At 35.3% G+C, this 24,645-nt stretch carries 38 protein-coding genes; 1 reads left to right on the top strand and 37 read right to left on the bottom strand.

Annotation, left to right across the window (positions count from 1 at the left end; translation table 11 throughout):
- Nucleotides 1-79 precede the first annotated feature (79 nt).
- On the top strand, nucleotides 80-805 hold the full coding sequence (locus Q1A60_RS01675; RefSeq protein WP_299763315.1) for a carboxypeptidase-like regulatory domain-containing protein: 726 nt from the start codon (nucleotides 80-82) through the stop codon (nucleotides 803-805).
- Here Q1A60_RS01675 and Q1A60_RS01670 read toward each other — a convergent pair.
- The 37 genes from Q1A60_RS01670 to rpsL form a co-directional block, all read right to left on the bottom strand.
- The gene (locus Q1A60_RS01670; protein ID WP_299763313.1) at nucleotides 802-1,716 is read right to left on the bottom strand and encodes an arginine deiminase family protein; all 915 of its coding nucleotides are present in this window, start codon (nucleotides 1,714-1,716) and stop codon (nucleotides 802-804) included. The genes Q1A60_RS01675 and Q1A60_RS01670 overlap by 4 nt on opposite strands.
- A 211-nt stretch (nucleotides 1,717-1,927) precedes the next feature.
- On the bottom strand, nucleotides 1,928-3,214 hold the full coding sequence (locus Q1A60_RS01665; protein ID WP_299763311.1) for a citrate synthase: 1,287 nt from the start codon (nucleotides 3,212-3,214) through the stop codon (nucleotides 1,928-1,930).
- An 898-nt stretch (nucleotides 3,215-4,112) separates the two neighbouring features.
- Nucleotides 4,113-5,402, bottom strand: coding sequence for a phosphopyruvate hydratase (gene eno, locus Q1A60_RS01660; RefSeq protein ID WP_299763309.1), 1,290 nt, complete (start codon nucleotides 5,400-5,402; stop codon nucleotides 4,113-4,115).
- A 124-nt stretch (nucleotides 5,403-5,526) separates the two neighbouring features.
- A complete protein-coding gene (gene carA / locus Q1A60_RS01655) occupies nucleotides 5,527-6,639 on the bottom strand; it encodes a glutamine-hydrolyzing carbamoyl-phosphate synthase small subunit (RefSeq protein WP_299763306.1) in 1,113 nt (370 codons plus the stop codon).
- A 98-nt stretch (nucleotides 6,640-6,737) separates the two neighbouring features.
- Nucleotides 6,738-7,442: a hypothetical protein gene (locus tag Q1A60_RS01650; protein WP_299763304.1), complete on the bottom strand. Its 705-nt coding sequence runs from the start codon at nucleotides 7,440-7,442 to the stop codon at nucleotides 6,738-6,740.
- A 142-nt stretch (nucleotides 7,443-7,584) separates the two neighbouring features.
- Nucleotides 7,585-8,055 (bottom strand): 50S ribosomal protein L17, encoded by a 471-nt coding sequence (rplQ, locus tag Q1A60_RS01645; RefSeq protein ID WP_299763302.1) that lies wholly within the window; start codon nucleotides 8,053-8,055, stop codon nucleotides 7,585-7,587.
- A 45-nt stretch (nucleotides 8,056-8,100) separates the two neighbouring features.
- Entirely contained in the window at nucleotides 8,101-9,093 is a 993-nt protein-coding gene (locus tag Q1A60_RS01640) for a DNA-directed RNA polymerase subunit alpha (protein ID WP_089373228.1), read from the bottom strand.
- Nucleotides 9,094-9,119: 26 nt separating this feature from the next.
- The gene (gene rpsD / locus Q1A60_RS01635; protein WP_299676961.1) at nucleotides 9,120-9,725 is read right to left on the bottom strand and encodes a 30S ribosomal protein S4; all 606 of its coding nucleotides are present in this window, start codon (nucleotides 9,723-9,725) and stop codon (nucleotides 9,120-9,122) included.
- Nucleotides 9,726-9,806: 81 nt separating this feature from the next.
- Nucleotides 9,807-10,190, bottom strand: a complete 384-nt coding sequence (gene rpsK / locus Q1A60_RS01630; RefSeq protein WP_089373230.1) for a 30S ribosomal protein S11 — start codon at nucleotides 10,188-10,190, stop codon at nucleotides 9,807-9,809.
- Nucleotides 10,191-10,202: 12 nt separating this feature from the next.
- On the bottom strand, nucleotides 10,203-10,577 hold the full coding sequence (gene rpsM, locus Q1A60_RS01625) for a 30S ribosomal protein S13 (protein WP_299763299.1): 375 nt from the start codon (nucleotides 10,575-10,577) through the stop codon (nucleotides 10,203-10,205).
- 5 nt (nucleotides 10,578-10,582) lie between these two features.
- Nucleotides 10,583-10,699, bottom strand: a complete 117-nt coding sequence (ykgO, locus tag Q1A60_RS01620; protein WP_010519235.1) for a type B 50S ribosomal protein L36 — start codon at nucleotides 10,697-10,699, stop codon at nucleotides 10,583-10,585.
- An 18-nt stretch (nucleotides 10,700-10,717) separates the two neighbouring features.
- A complete protein-coding gene (infA, locus tag Q1A60_RS01615; protein ID WP_013751343.1) occupies nucleotides 10,718-10,933 on the bottom strand; it encodes a translation initiation factor IF-1 in 216 nt (71 codons plus the stop codon).
- Entirely contained in the window at nucleotides 10,933-12,285 is a 1,353-nt protein-coding gene (secY, locus tag Q1A60_RS01610) for a preprotein translocase subunit SecY (protein WP_299763296.1), read from the bottom strand. The genes infA and secY overlap by 1 nt, the downstream gene beginning before the upstream one ends.
- 13 nt (nucleotides 12,286-12,298) lie before the next feature.
- Complete coding sequence (gene rplO, locus Q1A60_RS01605; RefSeq protein ID WP_299763294.1) at nucleotides 12,299-12,751, bottom strand: 50S ribosomal protein L15; 453 nt, start codon at nucleotides 12,749-12,751, stop codon at nucleotides 12,299-12,301.
- Between the two features lie 12 nt (nucleotides 12,752-12,763).
- The gene (rpmD, locus tag Q1A60_RS01600; protein WP_089373234.1) at nucleotides 12,764-12,943 is read right to left on the bottom strand and encodes a 50S ribosomal protein L30; all 180 of its coding nucleotides are present in this window, start codon (nucleotides 12,941-12,943) and stop codon (nucleotides 12,764-12,766) included.
- An 11-nt stretch (nucleotides 12,944-12,954) separates the two neighbouring features.
- A complete protein-coding gene (gene rpsE, locus Q1A60_RS01595) occupies nucleotides 12,955-13,479 on the bottom strand; it encodes a 30S ribosomal protein S5 (RefSeq protein ID WP_089373235.1) in 525 nt (174 codons plus the stop codon).
- Nucleotides 13,480-13,486: 7 nt separating this feature from the next.
- A complete protein-coding gene (rplR, locus tag Q1A60_RS01590) occupies nucleotides 13,487-13,840 on the bottom strand; it encodes a 50S ribosomal protein L18 (RefSeq protein WP_299763291.1) in 354 nt (117 codons plus the stop codon).
- Between the two features lie 10 nt (nucleotides 13,841-13,850).
- A complete protein-coding gene (rplF, locus tag Q1A60_RS01585) occupies nucleotides 13,851-14,393 on the bottom strand; it encodes a 50S ribosomal protein L6 (protein WP_299763289.1) in 543 nt (180 codons plus the stop codon).
- Between the two features lie 21 nt (nucleotides 14,394-14,414).
- Nucleotides 14,415-14,813, bottom strand: coding sequence for a 30S ribosomal protein S8 (rpsH, locus tag Q1A60_RS01580; RefSeq protein WP_299763287.1), 399 nt, complete (start codon nucleotides 14,811-14,813; stop codon nucleotides 14,415-14,417).
- Between the two features lie 62 nt (nucleotides 14,814-14,875).
- Complete coding sequence (gene rpsN, locus Q1A60_RS01575; protein WP_224926463.1) at nucleotides 14,876-15,145, bottom strand: 30S ribosomal protein S14; 270 nt, start codon at nucleotides 15,143-15,145, stop codon at nucleotides 14,876-14,878.
- Nucleotides 15,146-15,147: 2 nt separating this feature from the next.
- Nucleotides 15,148-15,699 (bottom strand): 50S ribosomal protein L5, encoded by a 552-nt coding sequence (rplE, locus tag Q1A60_RS01570; protein WP_299763283.1) that lies wholly within the window; start codon nucleotides 15,697-15,699, stop codon nucleotides 15,148-15,150.
- Nucleotides 15,700-15,701: 2 nt separating this feature from the next.
- Entirely contained in the window at nucleotides 15,702-16,013 is a 312-nt protein-coding gene (rplX, locus tag Q1A60_RS01565) for a 50S ribosomal protein L24 (RefSeq protein WP_299763281.1), read from the bottom strand.
- An 11-nt stretch (nucleotides 16,014-16,024) separates the two neighbouring features.
- A complete protein-coding gene (gene rplN / locus Q1A60_RS01560; protein ID WP_089373242.1) occupies nucleotides 16,025-16,393 on the bottom strand; it encodes a 50S ribosomal protein L14 in 369 nt (122 codons plus the stop codon).
- Nucleotides 16,393-16,650: a 30S ribosomal protein S17 gene (gene rpsQ / locus Q1A60_RS01555; protein WP_089373243.1), complete on the bottom strand. Its 258-nt coding sequence runs from the start codon at nucleotides 16,648-16,650 to the stop codon at nucleotides 16,393-16,395. The genes rplN and rpsQ overlap by 1 nt, the downstream gene beginning before the upstream one ends.
- An 11-nt stretch (nucleotides 16,651-16,661) precedes the next feature.
- Entirely contained in the window at nucleotides 16,662-16,850 is a 189-nt protein-coding gene (rpmC, locus tag Q1A60_RS01550; protein ID WP_089373244.1) for a 50S ribosomal protein L29, read from the bottom strand.
- Between the two features lie 11 nt (nucleotides 16,851-16,861).
- Nucleotides 16,862-17,284, bottom strand: coding sequence for a 50S ribosomal protein L16 (rplP, locus tag Q1A60_RS01545; RefSeq protein WP_089373245.1), 423 nt, complete (start codon nucleotides 17,282-17,284; stop codon nucleotides 16,862-16,864).
- A gap of 20 nt (nucleotides 17,285-17,304) precedes the next feature.
- Nucleotides 17,305-18,021 carry a 30S ribosomal protein S3 gene (rpsC, locus tag Q1A60_RS01540; RefSeq protein ID WP_299763277.1) on the bottom strand — a complete coding sequence of 239 codons (717 nt, stop codon included), beginning with the start codon at nucleotides 18,019-18,021 and terminating at the stop codon, nucleotides 17,305-17,307.
- Nucleotides 18,022-18,025: 4 nt separating this feature from the next.
- Nucleotides 18,026-18,436, bottom strand: a complete 411-nt coding sequence (gene rplV / locus Q1A60_RS01535; protein ID WP_089373247.1) for a 50S ribosomal protein L22 — start codon at nucleotides 18,434-18,436, stop codon at nucleotides 18,026-18,028.
- Nucleotides 18,437-18,444: 8 nt separating this feature from the next.
- Nucleotides 18,445-18,723: a 30S ribosomal protein S19 gene (rpsS, locus tag Q1A60_RS01530; protein ID WP_299763275.1), complete on the bottom strand. Its 279-nt coding sequence runs from the start codon at nucleotides 18,721-18,723 to the stop codon at nucleotides 18,445-18,447.
- Nucleotides 18,724-18,729: 6 nt separating this feature from the next.
- The gene (rplB, locus tag Q1A60_RS01525; protein WP_299763272.1) at nucleotides 18,730-19,554 is read right to left on the bottom strand and encodes a 50S ribosomal protein L2; all 825 of its coding nucleotides are present in this window, start codon (nucleotides 19,552-19,554) and stop codon (nucleotides 18,730-18,732) included.
- Between the two features lie 9 nt (nucleotides 19,555-19,563).
- On the bottom strand, nucleotides 19,564-19,854 hold the full coding sequence (gene rplW / locus Q1A60_RS01520) for a 50S ribosomal protein L23 (RefSeq protein ID WP_089373250.1): 291 nt from the start codon (nucleotides 19,852-19,854) through the stop codon (nucleotides 19,564-19,566).
- A 6-nt stretch (nucleotides 19,855-19,860) separates the two neighbouring features.
- Entirely contained in the window at nucleotides 19,861-20,490 is a 630-nt protein-coding gene (gene rplD, locus Q1A60_RS01515) for a 50S ribosomal protein L4 (protein ID WP_299763269.1), read from the bottom strand.
- Entirely contained in the window at nucleotides 20,490-21,101 is a 612-nt protein-coding gene (gene rplC, locus Q1A60_RS01510) for a 50S ribosomal protein L3 (RefSeq protein WP_299763267.1), read from the bottom strand. The genes rplD and rplC overlap by 1 nt, the downstream gene beginning before the upstream one ends.
- Before the next feature lie 149 nt (nucleotides 21,102-21,250).
- On the bottom strand, nucleotides 21,251-21,556 hold the full coding sequence (rpsJ, locus tag Q1A60_RS01505; protein ID WP_013073266.1) for a 30S ribosomal protein S10: 306 nt from the start codon (nucleotides 21,554-21,556) through the stop codon (nucleotides 21,251-21,253).
- 12 nt (nucleotides 21,557-21,568) lie between these two features.
- Nucleotides 21,569-23,692, bottom strand: coding sequence for an elongation factor G (gene fusA / locus Q1A60_RS01500; protein ID WP_299763264.1), 2,124 nt, complete (start codon nucleotides 23,690-23,692; stop codon nucleotides 21,569-21,571).
- 3 nt (nucleotides 23,693-23,695) lie between these two features.
- Nucleotides 23,696-24,172: a 30S ribosomal protein S7 gene (gene rpsG, locus Q1A60_RS01495; protein ID WP_089373254.1), complete on the bottom strand. Its 477-nt coding sequence runs from the start codon at nucleotides 24,170-24,172 to the stop codon at nucleotides 23,696-23,698.
- 26 nt (nucleotides 24,173-24,198) lie between these two features.
- A complete protein-coding gene (gene rpsL, locus Q1A60_RS01490) occupies nucleotides 24,199-24,573 on the bottom strand; it encodes a 30S ribosomal protein S12 (RefSeq protein ID WP_089373255.1) in 375 nt (124 codons plus the stop codon).
- Nucleotides 24,574-24,645: the final 72 nt, after the last annotated feature.

Genomic DNA, 24,645 nt, shown 5'->3' with positions numbered 1-24,645 from the left:
AAATTAGGAAGTATATACATAATTCACGCATACTAAAAAGGTATATCATTTTTTGTATCTTTAAGTACATGCAACGTTTATGAAAGCATATATACACTACGCTATTATTATTTTATTAGTATCCTGTAGTAATAATAAGGAAGAGGAAATAGAAGTCATTGAGACTGGGGTAATAACAGGTACGGTTAAACTATTTGAATCTAGAGGTGGCTATGCTCCAGATGAAAATATGAGCGTAAGTATAGAAGGGTCTGATCCCGTTATTTCTGTTCTCACAGATACTATTGGCAATTATAGGTTTAATGATCTACCTCACGGTCGTTATGACTTACGATTTGAAAAAGAAGGTTTTGGAACATTTAAGAGAGCTGATATTATACATCAAAATGAAGAGACTACGATAGAAGCATTTGAAATATTAGGTAAAAAATCTACTACAGAAATTAGTCAGCTACAACTCTTCGAAACAGAGACTGGTATTACATTATTAGTAACAACTTCTCCACTTGCTCATACTACAAACATACGTTATGTGCGTCTTTTTTTTAACATAGGTAGTGAAGCCAGCAATCAAATTTTTGAATATTTCACTCCTGTATTACAAGCTGAATTTACTCCATTTATAAGGCAATACACCTTTGAAGAGTTTGAAGAATTAGGGTTTATTTCTGGAGCAACTATATACATAAAAGCATACGGAGAGTCACTGATAAGTAATGAATATAACGATCCAAACAATGGAGCTTTTATATTTCCAAACTTAAACCCAAATACATCAACTTCAGTATCTTTTGTAATGCCTTAATCTCTCACTAAGGGTAATGTACTACATCGCAGCAAGCCTTCTTGTTTTGCGATCTCTGCATATGGTACTTCTTCTACCGTAATATCATGAGATCTTAACCACGTATTTAATCTCGTAAAATTCTTTTCTGAAATCACAACATTAGGAGCAATACTAAAAACATTACTATTCATATTGTACATTTCATCCTTAGAGATTTCAAAAACGTTTTCTTTTCCAAATAAATTCACCAACCATTCATACTCCTCTTCTTTAAGGAAACCATTTTTATGAATAATTGCTTTATCCTTGCCTACAGGCTGAAAACAACAATCTAAATGAAGTGCATTCTCTTTTGGATCTGTATTGTGTTTTCTCAACTCAAAAGAAACCACTTTTTTCTTAGGGAATAATTCAGCGAGGTACTGTACCGCTTCTTTATTAGTTCTTGCTGTAATAAAATCAGGATAATCGTCTCCTGTATACGTTCCAACAAAAATAAAATCTCCCCACGGCATAACATCACCTCCCTCTACGTGAGCATCTTCTGGCAAACGAAATACATGTGTTGATGGTATTTGATCTATAACATATTGTATAGCTTCTATTTCTCGTTCTCTATCTGGAAGAATATTTGCTTTTATAAATTTATTATCAATGACAAAACCTATATCTCTAGAGAAAATTTGATTGTAATCTTTTAGTACTTGTGGTCTAAAAACTTGAACATCATATTTTTCAAAAACAGAAGCTACAGCTTCCATTTCTTTTACCATATCCTCTTCTACTGGATATGTTCCCGCCTTAATGTGTTGTGCACTTTTGGGATCATAAGCATCTTCAATTCTTGGGGTAGGCCCGCAACTCTCGGCAGTTCCTAAGATAACCGCACGCAATCGTGAAGTCTCATCATTAACGTGTAATTTAAGCATAGGACTAAGATACTAATCTCCATGTTTGAACACAAAAAATAAGAGCAAACACCTATAGATAATTTAAATGAGTGATCGTTGGTTATATCTAATTCTAAAATAACTAGGAAGTCTCTTAAAGTAATTTTTCGCGAAAGCAAAATTAGAACAGTTCAAAAAAAAATAGCAAGCTAAACTAGCTTGCTATTTTCAAATTCAATATACTATCATTTTATCTTTCAGATACAGGAGTAAACTCTCTAAAGTTTTCGCCTGTATATATTTGACGTGGACGTCCAATAGGTTCTTTACGTTCGCGCATTTCTTTCCATTGTGCAATCCATCCTGGCAAACGCCCAAGAGCAAACATCACCGTAAACATCTCTACTGGAATTCCTAAGGCTCTGTATATAATTCCTGAATAAAAATCTACATTAGGATATAATTTACGATCTACAAAATATTGATCTTCTAATGCTTCTTTTTCTAGTCCTTTAGCAATATCTAATACAGGGTCTTCTATACCTAACATATTTAAAACGTCATCTGCTGCAACTTTGATAATCTTTGCACGTGGATCAAAGTTTTTATATACTCTATGACCAAAGCCCATTAAGCGGAAAGGATCCTGCTTATCTTTTGCCTTTGCCATATATTTTTTAGTATCACCTCCGTCTTCTTTAATCGCCTCAAGCATTTCTATTACTGCTTGGTTAGCTCCTCCATGAAGTGGACCCCATAATGCTGAAATACCTGCAGATATAGATGCAAATAACCCTGCATGAGCAGAGCCTACGATACGTACTGTTGAAGTAGAACAGTTTTGCTCATGATCTGCATGTAATATCAATAATTTATCAAGCGCATCTATAACAGATTGATCGGCTTTATATTCTTCATTAGCCTTTGAGAACATCATTTTATGAAGATTTGCAACATAGCCTAAACTATTATCTCCATAATCTAATGGTTGACTTTTCTTTTTGCGCAACGCCCATGATGCTAGTACTGGAAATTTTGCCAATAACTTTACAATGGTAGTATACATCTCTTCTTCTGAATCTACATTTACAGAAGTAGGATTAAAAGCTATAAGAGCCGATGTTAAAGCACTTAACACACCCATAGGATGCGCAGACTTAGGAAAACCATCTAAGATTTTCTTCATATCCTCATCTACATGAGATTCTGCTTTTATATCAGTATGAAATTTATCTAATTGTTCTTTTGAAGGAAGATCTCCAAAAATTAACAAATAAGCTACTTCTAAGAAATCTGCTTTCTCTGCTAAAGACTCTATAGAGTACCCTCTGTAGCGCAAAATACCTTTTTCTCCATCTAAAAAAGTAATGCCACTTTCACAAGAGCCTGTATTTTTATACCCCGGATCTATTGTAGTGACACCGCCAGTTGCTCCTCTAAGCGTTTTTATATCAATTGCTTTTTCGTTTTCTGTGCCTGTTATAATAGGAAAATCATATGATTGATCGCCTATGGTTAGCGTTGCTTTATCTGCCATGCTTTTTTGAAAAATTTAAGGTGATTATTCCTTTTTTTAGAAGGATTGCTAATTTACAAAAAAACAGTCGGTTTTTTTCATATTTCCATACAGTAAAGCACTTAAAAAAAACTTAAATTAAAATTTAATCCAAATCTTATGTAATATTTACACTAAAAACTAGTATCCAGCCCAATAATATCAATAGATGAAGAACAGTTCTTACGCAAATAGTCTAAAGATGGTGTAGTTTTAAATACGCTTTCGCGAAAGCATACTCAACATCTATCCCTATGTAAAGTAAGGTAAATAATACACGCATTTTACCACCAATTTTTCCCTATAGACTCGGCAAGTGTATCAAATAAAAAAGAGCTTATACCATAGCATAAGCTCTTTACCCAACTTCAAACCTAAATTTTGGTGTTTTTATATACCAAAAAATAATTCTTAAAAAGAGCGAGTTACTCAGCATTGAAGCTTCATCTCCCGCTCTTTACCCAACTTAAAATCATTTTGCTTGTTTATTCACTAACGTGCAACACAATCATTGGGCTAAGAATTTAAAAGATAAAGTTAGGTTTGTTATAACTTCAAAATAATCGATAGTTACATCAAATTAAGTAGGATATCTTTTAAGTTCTAATAGATTTGGATGTTAAAAGTATATAAAAAGTAAATAAGCAGCAAAAATAAAAAGAAAGATAATTCTTACATGTGTTAATTTTAAAATCAAATTACTAATAATCAGTCAATTAATTATTATTTTATTTTCAATTTGTTATAAAATAAAACACAATTAGGCAAATCAAGCAATCAAAAACTCAGTATTTTATCTATTAAATATGTTTTTTGTCGATATTTTTACATAAAAAAGCCTCCAGAAAGGAGGCTATATTACATTCTTATACAGAAGCTATTATTTTAATTTAAAAGCATTTACACTTGGGAAATATGCTACTTCTGCAAGTTGCTCTTCTATACGAAGTAATTGATTATACTTCGCCATTCTATCAGATCGTGAAGCAGATCCTGTTTTAATCTGACCTGTATTAAGTGCTACTGCTAAATCTGCAATAGTATTATCTTCCGTTTCACCAGATCTATGAGACATTACTGATGTATACCCTGCATTATGTGCCATGTTTACAGCTGCAATTGTTTCTGTTAATGTTCCTATTTGATTTACCTTAATAAGAATAGAATTTGCAATTCCATTCTCGATTCCTCTAGATAAACGATCTACATTAGTTACAAAGAGATCATCACCTACTAATTGTACTTTATCACCCACCTTATCTGTAAGATACTTCCAGCCATCCCAATCATTTTCATCCATCCCGTCTTCTATAGATATAATAGGGTAATTTGCAGCTAATGACGCTAGATAATCTGCTTGCTCTTCGCTTGTACGAATGACTCCTGAATCACCTTCAAACTTTGTATAATCATATTTACCGTCTACATAAAACTCTGCTGCAGCACAATCCAATGCAATCATAATTTCATCACCCCAAGAATATCCAGCTTTTTCTACTGCAATTTTTATTGAGTCTAATGCATCTTCTGTACCATCAAGAGCGGGAGCAAATCCTCCTTCGTCTCCTACTGCTGTACTTAAGTTACGATCGTGTAATACTTTTTTAAGATTATGGAATATTTCAGTTCCCATTTTCATGGCCTCTGTAAAACTTTGCGCTTTTACCGGCATAACCATAAATTCTTGAAAAGCAATAGGCGCGTCACTATGAGAGCCTCCATTAATGATATTCATCATAGGGACAGGCAACGTATTTGCACTTACGCCTCCAACATACCTATATAATGGCAAGTTTAATTCTGCTGCTGCTGCTTTTGCACAAGCTAAAGAAACACCTAATATCGCATTTGCACCAAGCTTAGATTTATTTGGTGTTCCATCAAGATCAATCATCATTTGATCAATCAAGTTTTGTTCAAAAATTGATGTCCCTAATAATTCAGCTGCAATAATTGTATTTACATTACTAACTGCTTGCTGAACTCCTTTTCCCATATAAGCATCTCCACCATCTCTTAATTCTACGGCTTCGTGTTCTCCAGTAGAAGCTCCTGAAGGAACTGCTGCACGACCCATGATGCCGTTTTCTGTATATACATCTACTTCTACTGTAGGATTTCCTCTAGAATCAAAAATTTGTCTTGCGTGAATGTCTATTATTATGCTCATAGTATATTATTTGATGGTTGAAAGATACAATTTGTCATCTTCACAACCTGAAAAATTGATAAATAGTCGCGATAACGTTTTCGCAAAACTAGCATCTAAAAACTTAATTTATATTTCTATAATTTTACGCCTTAACTCCTTTAATATTCTCTATAAACTGATCAAAAAGATAAGTAGCATCATTAGGTCCAGGACTAGCTTCTGGATGATATTGTACAGAGAAACAGTTTTTATCTTTAATTCTAATTCCTGCAACAGTATGATCATTAAGATGTACGTGTGTAATTTCTACATTCTTATTTGCTTCTGTTTCTTCTCTATTGATCGCAAACCCATGGTTTTGAGACGTAATCTCCCCTTTACCCGTAAGTAAGTTTTTAATCGGGTGATTTATACCTCTATGTCCATTGTGCATTTTATACGTAGAAATACCATTTGCAAGTGCAATTACTTGATGACCTAAACATATTCCAAATAATGGTTGATCTTTTTCAATAATATCTTTTGCAACTTGAATCGCATTATCTAATGGTTCTGGATCTCCTGGCCCATTGGATAAAAAATAACCATCTGCATTCCACTCTTTCATCTCTTCATACGAAGTGTTGTATGGAAATACTTTTATATAAGCCCCTCTTTTTGAAAAATTACGTAAAATGTTACGCTTAATTCCTATATCTAACGCTGCTATTTTAATTTCAGATTTTTCATCTCCAAAATAGTATGGTTCTTTTGTAGAAACTTTGGAAGCTAGTTCCAATCCATTCATACTTGGCACTTCGGAAAGTTTAACTTTTAATGCATCTATATTATCTACATCTGTAGATATCACTGCATTCATAGCCCCATTATCTCTTATATATGCTACCAATGCTCTTGTATCTACATCAGATATTGCAAAAAGATTATTTGAGGACAAGAACTCTTCAAGTGATTCTTGCGCATCTTGTCTCGAATATGTGTAACTAAAGTTTCTACATATAAGACCAGATATTTTAACGCCGTCAGATTCTGTTTCTTCATTAGTAGCTCCATAGTTTCCTATATGCGCATTTGTAGTTACCATAAGCTGGCCAAAATAAGAAGGATCGGTAAAAATCTCTTGATACCCTGTCATTCCAGTATTAAAGCAAACTTCCCCAAAAGATGTACCTTCTACATCACCAACAGATTTTCCGTGAAAAATGGTTCCATCTGCAAGTAAAATAAGTGCTGGACGTCGAGACTGATATTTCATATGATTATAATTTGTGCAAATATATTATATAGCTTAAAATACTAAGGCAAAAAAAAAGAGCTTTTTATCAAAGCTCTCTTTTAAAATGTTAATATCTATTATAAAGTTGTGTAATAACTAACGATCTTTCGTAAATCCCTTTCATTTTTAAAGTTGAGGTTGTTATCCTTAGCATATTGTTCAACTACTGAAGATTTAGATCCTGCTGCTTTAAGAATATCAGATTTTTTAAGTCTAAGCTTTTTAAAAGACTTCCCTTTTTTAACATAATAACTATCTTTCATGATATACTTATCATTTGCACGAGCTAGTAATGGATTTGGATTACCTTCTCTTATATCAATCTTATAATCTTTATAAATTTCAAAGTCATTAGTTTCTGCAATAACTTCAAATACTCTATAACTTCCATCTACTGGAGAATAAATATTCTTAAAGATTCTGTTATTAACTACAAACCTATCAATATTTGTAAAGTCAAAAGTAAAAATAACTTCTTTATCTTCAGTTTTAGCTTCAAATGCATTACGCTTTGCATTAAAATTAATAGTACTATTAATTCTAATTGGTTTTTCATCAGTAGTAACAGCAATAGCATTGTTATTCCATGTATCAAATAGATATACAGTTCCGTCTATAGGTCTTGGTGGATTACGTACAATACTAGATGCTCCTATATTAGCACCATCAGGTCCATATGTGGCAAGCGCATTTAATGCATTATTATTTGCATCGACTGCTTGCGCATATCCGTATCCCATTGTAAGTGTAAAGGATACTAAAACAATCATTAATTTTTTCATAGTTTTATTATATTTCTAAATTATATTTTATCTCAGTCAAATAGTCTGCCAAATTTAACTTAACGGTGTAAAAATAAAAAAAGGGATTCACCTTGCGGTAAATCCCGATACTATTTAACCTTTTTGTAACAGGTTTACCGATCTATTCTTCCTCGTTAGAAGTAGCTTCTACAACTGGTGGAGTTGTCTCAGTTTTCTTAGTTCTACCACGACGAGTAGATTTCTTTTTAGCAGGTTTACCAGCATTGTAGAGCTCATTATAATCAACTAGCTCTATCATTGCCATATCAGCGTTATCCCCTAAACGATTACCTAATTTAATAATACGAGTATATCCTCCTGGACGATCACCAACTTTTACTGCTACCTCTCTGAAAAGTTCAGTTACAGCTTCTTTTTGGCGTAAACGAGCAAATACAATACGTCTGTTGTGTGTTGTATCTTCTTTTGATTTTGTTACTAAAGGCTCTACAAATTGCTTAAGCGCTTTTGCTTTAGCAACTGTTGTATTTATTCTTTTATGTTCAATCAGGGAACAAGCCATATTTGCAAGCATTGCTTTTCTATGCGCTGTTTTTCTTCCTAAGTGATTAAATTTCTTTCCGTGTCTCATTGTTGTTAATCTTTATTCGCTTTCGCGAAAGCGTACAAATCGTAATTAATCTTTATCTAATTTATATTTTGATAAATCCATACCAAAATTAAGTCCCTTTACATTAACAAGTTCTTCAAGTTCTGTCAATGACTTTTTCCCAAAGTTTCTAAACTTCATAAGGTCATTTTTATTGAAAGAAACAAGATCACCTAATGTATCAACTTCTGCAGCTTTAAGACAGTTTAGAGCACGTACCGAAAGGTCCATATCTATAAGTTTAGTCTTTAATAACTGTCTCATGTGAAGCGACTCTTCATCATATGTTTCTGTTTGAGCAATCTCATCTGCTTCAAGAGTGATACGCTCATCAGAGAATAACATGAAATGATGTATAAGTGTTTTTGCAGCTTCAGTAAGTGCTTCTTTTGGATGAATAGAACCGTCTGTAATAATTTCAAAGATTAATTTCTCATAATCTGTTTTTTGTTCTACACGGTAATTTTCTATACTATACTTTACATTTCTAATTGGTGTATAAATAGAATCTGTAAATATTGTACCTAAAGGTGCATTTGATTTTTTGTTTTCTTCTGCCGGAACATATCCTCTACCTTTCTCTATGGTAATTTCCATATTGATAGAGACTTTCTTATCCATATTTGCAATAACAAGGTCTGGATTAAGTACCTGAAAACCTGAAATAAACTTCTGAAAATCTCCAGCAGTAAGCTGATCAATTCCAGAAAGAGAAATAGTAACAGTCTCATTATCTATTTCTTCAATTTGTCTTTTAAAACGTACTTGTTTTAAATTAAGAATAATCTCAGTAACATCTTCAACTACTCCAGCGATTGTAGAAAACTCATGATCTACGCCTTCTATACGTACAGAAGTGATTGCAAAACCTTCTAAAGAAGAAAGTAATACACGTCTTAAAGCGTTTCCTACGGTTAAACCATAACCAGGTTCTAGAGGTCTAAACTCAAACTTACCTTCAAAATCAGTAGAGTCAATCATAATGACTTTATCAGGCTTTTGGAAATTTAATATTGCCATATCGTGTTTTCTAGCTTTAGTTAATTTTACTTAGAGTACAATTCGACGATGAATTGTTCATTGATATTTTCAGGTATTTGAAGACGCTGAGGAACAGCTACAAAAGTACCTTCTTTTTTATCATTATTCCATGATATCCACTCATACACATGACTTGCATTAGACAATGAGTTTGTGATAACTTCTAATGATTTTGATTTTTCGCGAACAGCGATAACATCACCAGGCTTTACTTGGTAAGATGGTATATTTACGATACTACCATTTACTGTAATGTGACGGTGAGAAACTAATTGACGAGCTCCATTTCTAGATGGAGAAACCCCCATTCTAAAAACAACATTATCTAAACGTTGCTCACAAAGTTGAAGTAAAACTTCACCTGTGATTCCGTTAGATCTATTTGCTTTTGCATATAGGTTTCTAAATTGGCGCTCTAATATACCATACGTATACTTAGCTTTTTGTTTTTCTTGTAATTGAACAGCGTACTCAGATTTCTTTCCTCTTCTTCTGTTGTTTCCGTGCTGTCCAGGAGGATAATTTCTTTTTTCAAAAGATTTATCTTCTCCATAAATTGCTTCACTAAACTTACGAGCAATTTTAGTCTTAGGACCAGTATATCTTGCCATTAAAAATTTGTTTTTTGAGGGGGTTAGGAATTAAGGTCAATCCTTCGCAAACCATATATCCCTCTAGATATTAAATTAAAATTAAACGCGACGTCTTTTAGGAGGACGACACCCATTATGTGGTGCTGGAGTTACATCTATAATTTCTGTAACTTCAATACCACTATTATGAATAGATCTGATAGCAGACTCACGTCCATTACCTGGTCCTTTCACATATACTTTTACTTTACGTAAACCTGCTTCGTGAGCAACTTTTGCGCAGTCTTCTGCCGCCGTTTGAGCCGCATATGGAGTATTCTTCTTAGAACCTCTAAAACCCATTTTACCAGCAGATGACCAAGATATCACATCTCCTTTTTTATTTGTTAATGAAATAATCAAATTATTAAAAGAAGCTGAGATGTGTGCTTCACCTACAGACTCTACAACAACTTTACGTTTTTTTGTACTTTGCTTTGCCATTACTACAAGTTATTATTTAGTTGCTTTTTTCTTGTTTGCAACAGTTTTACGCTTACCTTTTCTTGTACGAGAGTTATTCTTAGTACGCTGACCTCTTAAAGGAAGTCCTGTACGATGACGAATACCTCTGTAACATCCGATATCCATTAAACGCTTGATGTTTAATGAAACTTCGCTACGTAATTCTCCTTCGATAGTATAGCTACCTACTGCATCACGAATTCGACCAATCTCGTCATCATCCCAATCAGATACCTTTTTATCTTCTGATACATTAGCAGTAGCTAAAATTTCTTGAGCTCTACTTCTACCAATTCCAAAGATGTATGTTAGTGCAATTACACCTCTCTTATGTTTTGGGATATCTATCCCTGCAATTCTAGCCATAATTCTTAACCTTGTCTTTGTTTAAACCTAGGGTTCTTTTTATTAATTACGTATAATCTGCCCTTGCGACGTACAATCTTGCAATCGGCACTTCTTTTTTTAATAGACGCTCTTACTTTCATATCAAGCTTGTTTTCCCGTTAGTAACGGTATGTTATACGAGCCTTTGATAAATCATAAGGACTCATTTCTAATTTTACTTTATCTCCAGGTAATAATTTAATATAGTGCATACGCATCTTACCTGATATGTGCGCAGTCACTACGTGGCCATTTTCTAATTCAACTCTAAACATTGCATTAGACAATGCTTCTATAATTGACCCGTCTTGTTCTATAGCTGCTTGTTTTGCCATTATGCTACTGCTTTACGGTTTTTACCTGATTTCATAAGACCATCATAATGTCTATTAAGCAGGTATGAATTTACTTGTTGCATCGTGTCTATAGCTACACCTACCATAATCAACAAAGAAGTACCTCCATAGAATAGAGCCCACCCTTGCTGTATTCCTATAACATTAAATGCTATAGCTGGGAATATTGCTATAAGTGCCAAAAATATAGATCCTGGCAATGTAATTTGTGACATGATTTTATCTAAGTATTCTGCAGTTTCACTTCCTGGACGAATTCCAGCAATAAACCCACCACTACGTTTTAGATCATCAGCCATTTTATTTGTAGGAACTGTAATTGCAGTATAAAAATATGTAAATATGATAATCAATAATCCAAATACTAAATTATACCAAAATCCAAATATATTTCCTCCAAATTCTTGTTGTAACCATTGTCCTGTACTTGTGTTTTCTAGAAAACTTGCTCCTCCTATTAAACCTGGAACAAACATAATTGCCTGAGCAAATATAATTGGCATTACTCCTGAAGCATTAAGTTTTAAAGGAATATACTGACGACTTCCAAAAACATTTTTTTCATAAGCTCCACTAGCAGTTCTTCTTGCATAGGAGACTGGAATTTGCCTTACAGCCATCACAAGAAGAACAGATAATAATATAATTACAAACCATATTACTAATTCTATTAGAATCATAATAATTCCACCATTAGACTCAGTAACACGTGCTACCCATTCTTGAACAAATGAAATAGGCATTGTTGCGATAATACCAACCATAATTAATAGTGATATACCATTACCTATACCTTTATCTGTAATTTTTTCTCCTAACCACATTGCAAATATACATCCAGTTACAAGTATCATTACTGATGAAATATAGAATACAGGTGTCTTACCTAAAACAAAAGCAGATTCAGGAACTCCTAATGTTCCAAGAGCAGCAAGATAACCAGGAGCTTGTAATAAACAAATTCCTATGGTAAGCCATCTTGTTATTTGATTAATCTTACGACGACCGCTCTCTCCTTCTTTTTGTAGTTTCTGCAAATAAGGAATAGCAATTCCCATTAATTGCACAACAATCGATGCTGAGATATATGGCATAATACCAAGTGCAAATACAGATGCATTAGAAAAAGCACCTCCAGTAAATGCATTAAGTAAACCTCCTAAACCTCCATCAAAATTAGCAGCAAAACCACCTAACTGTGAAGCATCAATTCCAGGCAATACTACCTGGGCACCAAAACGATAAACGAGGAGAAGAGTTAACGTAAGCAGAATGCGATTCTTAAGCTCGTCAATCTTCCAAATATTTTTTATTGTATCTATAAATTTCATCCTCTTATATCGATTATAAAGTTACAGCTTCACCTCCAGCAGCTTCGACAGCTTGTTTTGCTGATGCTGTAAATTTGTGAGCAGTTACTTTAAGCTTCGCTTTAAGTTCTCCTCTACCTAATATTTTTACTAAGTCATTTTTACCAACAAGGCGATTTTCTATTAACACATCTAGAGTTACTTCGTCTTTAATACGACCTGCATCAACATATTCTTGAAGCGTATCTATATTAACACCAGCATACTCTTTACGATTAACATTTTTAAAACCGAACTTAGGAACACGTCTTTGTAATGGCATTTGACCTCCTTCAAAACCGAGTTTCTTAGAATAACCAGAACGAGACTTTGCTCCTTTATGACCACGACCAGCTGTACCACCGTTACCAGTTGCCTGACCACGTCCTTTACGGCTATCGTTTTTCTTAACTGAACCTTTTGCAGGCTTTAAGTTACTTAAATTCATCTATACTAATATTTATGCCTCTTCTACAGAAACCAAATGACTTACTTTATTTATCATACCAAGTATATTAGGAGTATTCTCATGCTCCTTTACTTGGCCCATCTTTCTTAATCCAAGAGCCTCTAGGGTTCTTTTTTGATCAACAGGGCGATTAATCGCACTACGAATCTTTGTTACTTTAATCTTTGCCATAACTACTTGGTTTATCCTTTAAAAACTTTGTCTAACGAAATTCCTCTTTGTTTTGCAACAGTTTCTGCACTTCTTAATTGAAGTAACGCATCAAAAGTAGCTTTAACAACATTATGAGGATTTGATGATCCTTGGTTCTTAGATAATACATCATGAATTCCTACAGATTCTAATACAGCTCTAATTGCACCACCTGCTATTACTCCTGTACCGGCAGCGGCAGGCATTAATAACACTCTTGCTCCACCATATTTACCTTTTTGCTCATGAGGAATTGTCTTTTTATTCAAAGGAATACGAACTAAGTTTTTCTTTGCGTCTTCTACTGCTTTTGCAATTGCAGATGCAACTTCCTTAGACTTCCCTAAACCTTGACCTACAACTCCATTTTCATCACCAACTACAACAATTGCTGAAAAACCAAAGGCTCTACCTCCTTTTGTCACTTTAGTAACACGTTGTACTCCTACTAAGCGATCTTTAAGTTCTAAACCACTAGGTTTAACTAACTCTACGTTTTTATAATTCTGGTACATAATTTATTTAGAATTTAAGTCCGCCTTCACGAGCGCCTTCTGCTAGTTGTTTTACTCTTCCATGATATAGATATCCTCCTCTGTCAAATATAACAGATTCAACACCTGATTTTACAGCTTTTTCAGCAATAGCTTTTCCTACAAGTTTTGCTGTTTCAGATTTATTAGATCCTGCAGTAATTCCCTTATCTCTAGAAGAAGCAGCACCTAAAGTTTTACCAGATAAATCATCTATTATCTGAGCATAAATCTCTTTATTACTTCTAAATACACAGAGTCTAGGGCGCTCTGCAGTTCCAGAAATAGTCTTACGAATTCTCAAATGAATTCTATTTCTTTTTTCACTTTTTGATAATGCCATAATCTATGTATTATGCAGATTTACCTGCTTTTCTTCTAATGATCTCACCAACAAACTTAATACCTTTACCTTTATATGGCTCTGGCTTACGGAAAGCACGTATTTTCGCCGCTACTTGCCCTACTAATTGTTTATCGTGAGATGTTAATTTTACAATTGGGTTTTTACCTTTTTCAGATACAGTTTCCACCTTCACTTCTGGAGCGATTTCTAAAACTATATTATGAGAGAAACCAACAGCTAAATCTAATTTTTGCCCTTGATTACTTGCACGATATCCTACTCCTATAAGCTCTAATTCTTTGGTCCATCCTTTTGACACACCTTCGATCATATTAAAAATAAGAGAACGATATAAACCGTGCTTAGCTCTAACATCTTTCTTATCAGAAGATCTTTCAAGAGTTATTGTTCCATCTTCTACCTTAATAGCAATTCCTGAAAACTCTTGTTTAAGTTCACCTAATTTTCCTTTTACGGTTACAAAACCATCAGCTACATTTACAGTAACACCATCTGGAATTGTAATTGGACTTTTACCTATTCTTGACATTTCTTTGTCTTTTTAACTGGGTTAGTAAACGTAACAAAGTACTTCGCCACCTACGTTAGCTTGCTGAGCTTGCTTTCCTGTCATTACTCCTCTCGAAGTAGAAACAATAGCAATACCTAAACCATTCAATACACGAGGTATATCTGAAGATGAAGCGTATTTACGTAAACCAGGTTTACTTATTCTTTGTATATCTCTAATTACAGATTCTTTTGTAAAACCATCATACTTCAAAGCGATCTTGATAGTATCTTGAGATTTACCTTTCTCAAATTTGTAACTTAATATGTAACCTTGATCGAATAAGATCTTTGTCATCTCCTTTTTAAGGTTTGATGCTGGAATCTCAACGACTCTATGATTTGCTGCTGCAGCATTTCTAATTCTAGTTAGAAAATCTGCAATTGGATCTGTGTTCATTTATATGAATTTACAATAGTGGTTTTTCGCTTTCGCGAAACCTTCTATTTATTAATAATTTATTACCAACTAGCCTTTTTAACTCCTGGGATTAGACCTTGGTTTGCCATTTCTCTAAATGTAACACGAGAAATACCAAATTGTCTCATATATCCTTTTGGACGACCTGTTAACTTACAACGGTTATGCATACGTATAGGTGATGCATTCTTAGGAAGCTTTTGTAATGCTTCGTAATCTCCAGCTTCTTTTAAAGCCTTACGTTTTTCAGCATACTTAGCAACTGTTTTTGCTCTTTTCACCTCACGGGCTTTCATTGATTCTTTAGCCATAATTAATTCTTTTTGAAAGGTAGACCTAGTTCTGTTAACAATGATTTTGCTTCTTTATCAGTAGCAGCAGAAGTTTCAAAGGTAATATTCATACCTTCTATTTTCTTAATTCTATCGATATTAATTTCTGGAAAGATAATTTGTTCAGTAATTCCCATACTGTAATTACCTCTACCATCAAATCCTGTAGCATTGATTCCTCCAAAGTCTCTTACTCGAGGTAATGCAGATGTAATCAATCTATCAAGAAATTCATACATACGCTCACCACGTAAAGTTACTTTTGCTCCAATTGGCATTCCTTTACGCAACTTAAATGAAGCAACGTCTTTTTTAGAAATCGTAGATATAGCTCTTTGTCCTGTAATTAAGGTAAGCTCTTCTACTGCATTCTCAACCAATTTCTTATCTGCAACAGCAGCACCTATACCTCTAGACACAACGATCTTATTAAGTTTAGGAACTTGCATTACATTCTTATAGCCAAATTCTTCTGTAAGAGAAGCCGTTACACGGTCTTTAAACTCTTGTTTTAATCTTGGTACGTATCCCATGACTATATGATTTCGTTTGTTGTTTTTGCGAAACGAACCTTCTTATCTCCTTCCATACGGTAACCTACACGAGTAGCTTTACCATTAGCATCTATTAAAGATACATTTGAAATTTGAAGAGGTGCTTCTTTTTCTTTAATACCACCTTGAGGATTTGCTGCACTAGGCTTCTCATGCTTTTTAACCATGTTTACACCCTCAACGATAACTTTGTTTTTATCTACAAACACCTTCATCACCTTACCTTCTTTGCCTTTTTGGGCTCCAGCAATGACACGAACGGTATCTCCTGATTTTATTTTAAGTTTTGTCATCTTCTTATGTATTAAAGCACTTCTGGTGCTAATGATACAATCTTCATGAATTGTTTATCACGAAGTTCTCTCGCTACTGGTCCAAAAACACGAGTTCCTCGCATTTCGCCTTGAGCGTTTAAAAGAACACAAGCATTATCGTCAAAACGAATGTATGATCCATCTGGACGACGCACTTCTTTCTTAGTACGCACAACTACTGCTGTAGAAACGGCTCCTTTTTTAACTTGACCGTTAGGAGTTGCATCTTTTACAGACACAACAATTTTATCTCCTACAGAAGCATATCTTCTTTTAGTACCTCCCAACACACGGATAGTCAAAACTTCTTTTGCACCTGTGTTATCTGCTACTTTTAATCTTGATTCTTGCTGTAACATTACTTAGCTCTTTCAATGATTTCTACTAATCTCCAACATTTTGATTTACTCATAGGACGAGTTTCCATAATCCTAACAGTATCTCCTTCGTTGCAGTCATTTGTTTCGTCGTGTGCTACGTATTTCTTCGTTTTCAAAACGAATTTTCCATACATAGGGTGTTTTACTTTTTTAACCTCAGACACAACAATTGATTTTTGCATCTTATTACTGGTTACAACACCTATACGCTCTTTTCTTAAATTTCTTTTTTCCATCTTAAGCAGCGTTATTGTTCTCTTTTAGTTAATTCAGTTGCTATTCTTGCGACAGTACGTCTTAAAGCACGCAATTGAATAGGATTGTCTAATGGAGAAATTGTATGTGCCATTTTTAGATCTGCATAAGATCTTTTAGCTTTTCCAAGTTCTTCTTGTAATTCCGCTACAGATAATCCTTTTACTTCTGATTGTTTCATTATCTTATAATTTATTCAGCTGAAAAGTCTCTAGCTACAATATACTTTGTTCTCACAGGAAGTTTTTGAGCAGCAAGTCTAAGAGCTTCTTTAGCCACTGGCTCAGGCACTCCACCTACTTCAAATAATATACGTCCTGGTTTTACCACAGCTGCCCAATACTCAACAGCACCTTTACCTTTACCCATACGTACCTCAAGAGGCTTTTTTGTAATAGGCTTATCTGGGAATATTTTGATCCATAATTGACCTTCCCTTTTCATGTAACGTGTTGCTGCAATACGAGCTGCTTCTATTTGTCTAGCAGTAATAAAATTAGAGTCTGTTGACTTAATTCCAAAAGTTCCGTTTGAAAGTGTATGCCCTCTTTGAGAGAGACCTTTCATGCGACCCTTCTGCTGCTTACGAAATTTTGTTTTTTTAGGCTGTAACATTTTCTTGTTCTTTTAAAAAATTACTTTCTACGGCGAGATCCGCGATTATCTTTACCCGAACCACCTTTACCTGATTTCTTCTGTAAACCAACTAATGGAGAAAGTTCTCTTTTGCCATATACTTCACCTTTCATGATCCATACTTTAATACCCAATCTACCATATGTAGTATGAGCTTCTACCAAAGCATAATCAATATCGGCTCTAAATGTTGATAAAGGAATACGTCCATCCTTGTAAGACTCAGAACGTGCCATTTCAGCACCATTCAAACGTCCAGAAATCTGGATTTTAATACCCTCTGCATTCATACGCATTGCAGCCGCAATTGCCATCTTTATTGCACGACGGAAAGAAATACGATTTTCAATCTGACGAGCAACACTAGACCCAACCAAGAACGCATCAAGTTCTGGACGTTTGATCTCATGGATATTAATTTGTACTTCTTTCTCTGTGATTTTCTTAAGCTCTTCTTTTAACTTGTCTACCTCTTGACCACCTTTTCCGATAATTATACCAGGTCTAGCAGTAGTGATAGTAACGGTTACAAGTTTAAGCGTACGCTCAATAATTACACGTGACACACTAGCCTTACTTAAACGAGCGTGAATATAACGTCTAATCTTATCGTCTTCGGCAAGTTTGTCACCGTAGTCGTTACCTCCATACCAGTTAGATTCCCATCCTCTGATAATTCCTAGGCGATTTCCGATTGGATTTGTCTTCTGTCCCATCTAATTAATTGCTTTGTGTGTTATCGTTTGCACCAAGCACAACTGTAACGTGATTGCTGCGTTTTCTTATTCTGTGTGCACGACCTTGTGGTGCTGGACGCAATCTTTTTAACATTGCTCCACTATCCACTTTAATCTCTTTAATAAAAAGATCTGCATCTTCGATACTTGCATCTTCGTTCTTTGCTTCCCAATTTGCAATTGCAGAAAGAACTAATTTCTCAACCTTACGAGACGCCTCTTTATTACTAAATTTCAACAACTGAAGTGCTCTCTCCACCTTTGCTCCACGTACCATATCTGCTACAAGGCGCATTTTTCTAGGTGAAGTCGGGCAGTTATTCAATTTAGCGAAAGCTACTTGCTTATTTGCAGCTTTACGTGCCTCTGCTGATTCTCTTTTACGAACTCCCATGACTTCAATTATTTTTTACCTTTATTTTTTGCACCAGCATGCCCTCTATAAGAACGTGTAGGTGAAAATTCTCCTAATTTATGACCTACCATATTCTCTGTAACATATACAGGAACAAATTGGCGACCATTATGTACTGCTATTGTTTGCCCCACAAAATCTGGAGTAATCATTGAAGCTCTAGACCATGTTTTAATAACAGTCTTTTTATTGCTTTCAACGTTTGCAGCAACTTTCTTTTCTAATTTATAGTGAACGTAAGGTCCTTTTTTTAATGAACGTGCCATATCTTATTATTTCTTTCTACGTTCTACAATATACTTATTACTCGCTTTCGTCTTAGAACGTGTTCTGTATCCTTTAGCAGGAACTCCGTTTCTATTACGAGGGTGACCTCCAGATGATTTACCTTCACCACCTCCCATTGGGTGATCAACAGGGTTCATTACTACTGGACGTACACGAGGTCTTCTTCCTAACCAACGGCTTCTACCTGCTTTACCAGACACTAACAATTGGTGATCACTGTTTGACACAGCTCCAATAGTTGCCATACAAGTAACAAGAATTAATCTTGTTTCTCCTGATGGTAATTTAACAGTAGCAAATTTACCATCACGCGCCATTAACTGTGCAAAAGCACCCGCACTACGAGCCATAACAGCCCCTTGTCCTGGACGCAACTCTATACAAGAAATGATTGTACCTAATGGAATACCAGAAAGTGGCATAGCATTACCGATTTCTGGAGCAACATTTGCACCAGAAACAATGTTTTGACCTACTTGAAGACCGTTTTGAGCAATTACATAACGCTTTTCACCATCTTGGTAATTAAGCAATGCAATAAATGCCGTTCTGTTTGGATCGTATTGAATTGAAGCAACCGTAGCAGGAATTCCTTCCTTGTTACGCTTAAAATCAATTATACGATACCTTCTTTTATGACCACCACCTAATTGGCGCACTGTCATTTTTCCCGTGTTGTTTCTACCCCCTGAGCGTTTTCTCGGAGCCAAAAGGCTCTTTTCCGGCTTGTCAGTTGTAATTTGGTCGAAACCATTTACAACTCTAAATCGCTGCCCTGGAGTGATAGGTTTTAGTTTTCTTACTGACATTTTAAGAAATTAAATGTTGTTATAAAAATCTATTGTATCACCTTCCGCCAACTGTACAATTGCTTTTTTAATTGCATTTGTTTTACCAGTTATCATCCCAGATTTCGTATAACGAGATTTGCGATCTGGACGGATATTCATTGTTCGAACTTTTTCAACTGAAACACCATAAGCAGATTCAACTGCTTTCTTAATTTCAACCTTATTTGTTCTCATACTTACTTCGAAAGTATAGCGGTTATTTACCTCACTATCCATCGTAGCTTTTTCTGTAATAACAGGTTTTATTAAAATACTCATGACGTCTTATTTAGCTAAATTAGTCTCAATACCTTCTAAAGAACCTTCAAGCAATACAACATTATTTGCATTCATAATTTTGTAAGTACTTAATTCTGAACTTGTTATAACTTCAGAGCTCTTTAAATTGCGTGACGACAAATATACATTATTATTTGACTCTCCCAACACTATCAAAGATTTTTTATTCTCAAGACCTAAAGCCTTAAGTACATTAATAAAATCTTTTGTCTTTGGAGTTTCAAAATTAAAGTCTTCTACGACTGTAATAGCCTTATCATTTGCCTTCAAAGAAAGTGCAGAACGACGTGCTAATCTTTTCATACCTTTATTAAGTTTGAAGGAATAATTTCTTGGTCTAGGACCAAACATTCTTCCTCCTCCTTTAAAAACACCAGACTTAATACTTCCCGCACGAGCAGTACCAGTTCCTTTTTGTTTTTTAATCTTACGAGTAGAACCTGAAATCTCAGCTCTCTCTTTAGCCTTATGAGTTCCTTGACGCTGATTAGCAAGATATTGCTTTACGTCTAAGTACACAGCATGATTATTAGGCTCAATAGCAAAAACAGCATCAGAAAGGTCTGCCTTTCTCCCTGTTTCTTTTCCTTTAATATCTACAACTGCTACTTTCATTATTTCTGAATGGTTACATAAGCGTTTTTGTGACCAGGAACACATCCTTTTACAACAAGTAGATTCTTATCAGTAACTACTTTTAAAACTCTTAAATTTTGAACTTTCACTTGATCACCTCCCATACGTCCTGCCATACGCATTCCCTTGAATACACGTGCAGGATAAGAAGCCGCACCAATAGAACCTGGAGCTCTCAAACGGTTATGTTGACCGTGAGTTGCTTGTCCAACCCCAGCAAAGCCGTGACGTTTAACAACTCCCTGAAAACCTTTACCTTTTGAAGTACCAGCCACATCTACAAACTCACCTTCTTCAAAGTGATCTACAGTGATTGCATCTCCTAATTTAAACTCTCCTTCAAATCCTTGAAATTCGACAACTTTACGCTTTGCAACCGTACCTGCTTTTTTAGCGTGACCGCTAGCAGCTTTGTTTGCCTTTTTTGCGTCATCGAAACCAAGTTGAAGGGCCTCATACCCGTCAGTTTCTTTGGTTCTGACTTGGGTAACTACACAGGGACCTACTTCTAAGACTGTACAAGGAATATTTTTCCCATTTTCGTCAAAGATGCTGGTCATACCTATTTTTTTTCCGATTAACCCAGACATATTTATTTATATTAATTATTAAAATTCTATTCAAAAAAACAGGGTCAAATACCTTCAACCCTGAATGTATTTTCTCCGTTTTTCCTTCGCACGCAGCTCAGGACATTTTATAGTGATGAGTACGCTTTCGCGAAAGCGTACTCAATCTATCACACTTTTATCTCTACTTCAACTCCACTAGGCAACTCTAACTTCATTAACGCATCAATCGTTTTTGAAGAAGAACTATAAATATCTAGTAAACGCTTGTAAGAGCTTAGCTCAAATTGTTCACGAGATTTTTTGTTTACGTGTGGCGAACGTAGTACCGTAAAAATTTTCTTATGCGTAGGAAGTGGAATTGGACCAGTTACTACAGCACCTGTCGTTTTTACTGTCTTTACGATTTTCTCAGCAGACTTATCTACTAAGTTGTGGTCGTAAGACTTTAATTTGATTCTTATTTTTTGACTCATATCCTTAGTAAATTAATTTGTTCCTTTAGATGCTGCAATTACTTCTTCTGATATATTAGAAGGAGTTTCTGCATAGTGAGAAAATTCCATTGTAGAAGTCGCACGTCCAGAAGATAATGTTCTCAATGTAGTAACATATCCAAACATTTCTGAAAGTGGCACAGTCGCTTTTACAGTTTTTGCTCCAGCACGATCTCCCATATCACTTACTTGACCGCGACGACGGTTAAGATCCCCTACAATATCACCCATATTTTCTTCAGGAGTAATCACCTCAAGTTTCATAATAGGCTCCATAATTACTGCCTTAGCAGCTTTTGCAGCGTTCTTAAATCCTAATTTTGCAGCAAGTTCGAAAGATAACTGATCAGAATCTACATCATGGTAAGATCCATCAGTCAATGTTACTTTCATAGCATCTACTTCGTATCCAGCTAAAGGACCATTGATCATTGCTGTTTTAAATCCTTTTTCAATAGAAGGGATAAATTCCTTAGGAACGTTACCACCTTTAATTGTAGAAATAAAATCAAGACCTACTTTACCTTCTTCTGCTGGCTCAATAGTAAATACGATATCTGCAAATTTACCACGACCTCCAGACTGCTTTTTGTATACTTCACGGTGATCTGCTTTTGCAGTAATCGCTTCTTTATACTCAACTTGTGGTTGACCCTGATTCACTTCCACCTTAAACTCACGCTTAAGACGATCTACAATAATATCTAAGTGAAGTTCACCCATTCCAGAAATAATAGTCTGTCCTGAAGCTTCATCTGTTTTTACTTGGAATGTTGGATCTTCTTCAGAAAGCTTAGCAAGCGCCATACCTAGTTTATCTACGTCAGCTTTTGTCTTAGGCTCTACTGCGATACCAATTACTGGATCTGGGAAGTCCATTGATTCAAGAACAATAGGATGCTTCTCAGAAGACATTGTGTCTCCAGTTTTAATATCTTTAAATCCAACTGCCGCTCCAATATCTCCAGCCTCGATATAATCGATAGCATTTTGTTTATTAGAGTGCATTTGATATATACGAGAAATACGTTCTTTTTTACCTGAACGGTTATTTAAGATATAAGACCCAGCGTCTAAACGACCTGAATATGCACGGAAAAATGCTAAACGCCCTACAAAAGGATCTGTAGCAATTTTAAATGCAAGAGCAGCAAATGGCTCTTTTACATCTGGCTTACGCACTTCTTCCTCCTCTGTATCTGGGTTCATCCCTACAATACCCTCCTTATCAGTAGGAGAAGGCAGGTAACGACATACCGCATCAAGAAGGAACTGAACTCCTTTATTCTTAAATGCAGAACCACAAATCATTGGGATTATTGCCATATCCATTACAGCAGCACGAAGTGCAGCATGCACTTCTTCTTCTGTAATTGAATCTTCGTCTTCCATGAATTTCTCAAGAAGATTTTCATCATACGTTGCCACCTCTTCAATAAGCATAGCACGATACTTACGAGCCTCTTCTTTCATATCATCAGGAATATCGATGATATCAAAAGTAGATCCTTGTGTTTCATCATGCCATACAATAGCACGGTTCTTTACAAGATCGACAACTCCTTTAAAGTCTGCCTCATCACCAATATTCAATACAATTGGCACTGCATTAGACTTCAACATATCTTTCACCTGCTGACAAACAGCAAGAAAATTAGACCCTTGACGGTCCATTTTATTTACAAAACCAATACGTGGCACTTTGTAATTATCAGCTAGTCTCCAGTTAGTCTCTGACTGAGGCTCAACACCATCAACCGCACTAAATAAGAATACTAACCCATCAAGAACACGTAATGAACGATTTACTTCAACCGTAAAATCAACGTGACCTGGAGTATCAATAATATTAAAATGATATCCTTTAGTATCTGGAGTTTTTTGTCCATTCTCAAGTGGGAAATTCCACTCACAAGTAGTTGCAGCAGAAGTAATCGTGATCCCACGCTCTTGCTCTTGCTCCATCCAGTCCATTGTCGCAGCACCATCATGTACTTCTCCAATTTTATGACTTACACCTGTATAATAAAGAATACGCTCAGTAGTAGTAGTTTTTCCTGCATCAATGTGCGCAGCAATACCAATATTTCTAGTGAATTTTAAATCTCTTGCCATTTCTTAGAATCTAAAGTGTGAGAATGCTTTGTTTGCTTCTGCCATTTTATGTGTATCAACACGCTTTTTTACAGCAGCACCTTCCTCTTTTGCAGCAGCTAATATTTCTGCAGCAAGCTTAGAAGCCATAGATTTTTCGTTTCTTTTTCTTGCATATCCAATTAACCACTTCATTGCAGTTGAGATCTTACGATCTGGACGGATTTGCATTGGAATTTGGAAAGTTGCCCCTCCTACTCGACGACTACGAACTTCAACGTGTGGCATTACATTAGATAATGCATCTTTCCACATTTCAAGTGCAGTTTTCTCTTCGTCTGTTTTCTTTTCTTCTACGATATCAATTGCATCGTAAAAAACTTTAAAAGCTACCGATTTTTTCCCATCCCACATCATCATATTAACGAATCTAGTCACTAACTGATCGTTAAAGCGTGGATCTGGTAAAAGTGGTCTCTTCTTGGCCTGTCTTTTTCTCATTTCTTCTCTTTAAAAGTGTTGATGATTTACTTTTTAGGGCGTTTTGCACCATATTTAGATCTTGACTGTAGTCTTCCTTGAACACCTGCGGTATCCAAAGCTCCACGTACAATGTGATATCTAACTCCTGGCAAATCTTTTACCCTTCCACCTCTAACCAATACTATCGAGTGCTCCTGAAGATTGTGTCCTTCACCTCCGATGTATGCATTCACCTCTTTACCATTTGTTAAACGAACACGCGCAACTTTACGCATAGCCGAGTTTGGTTTCTTAGGTGTAGTCGTGTAAACACGAGTACATACGCCGCGGCGTTGTGGGCACGAATCTAAAGCAGCCGATTTACTCTTCTTGGTTATTTTGGCTCTTCCTTTTCGTACTAATTGTGAAATTGTTGGCATAATTTCTTTCTACCTAAATTTTGTTAAAAATTAACTAACCCTTCTCTAAGGGCTTGCAAAAGTACAATTATT

The organism is uncultured Dokdonia sp. (assembly GCF_947492535.1).
GTDB lineage: Bacteria > Bacteroidota > Bacteroidia > Flavobacteriales > Flavobacteriaceae > Dokdonia.
This window is presented reverse-complemented; position numbering and strand designations above follow the sequence as displayed.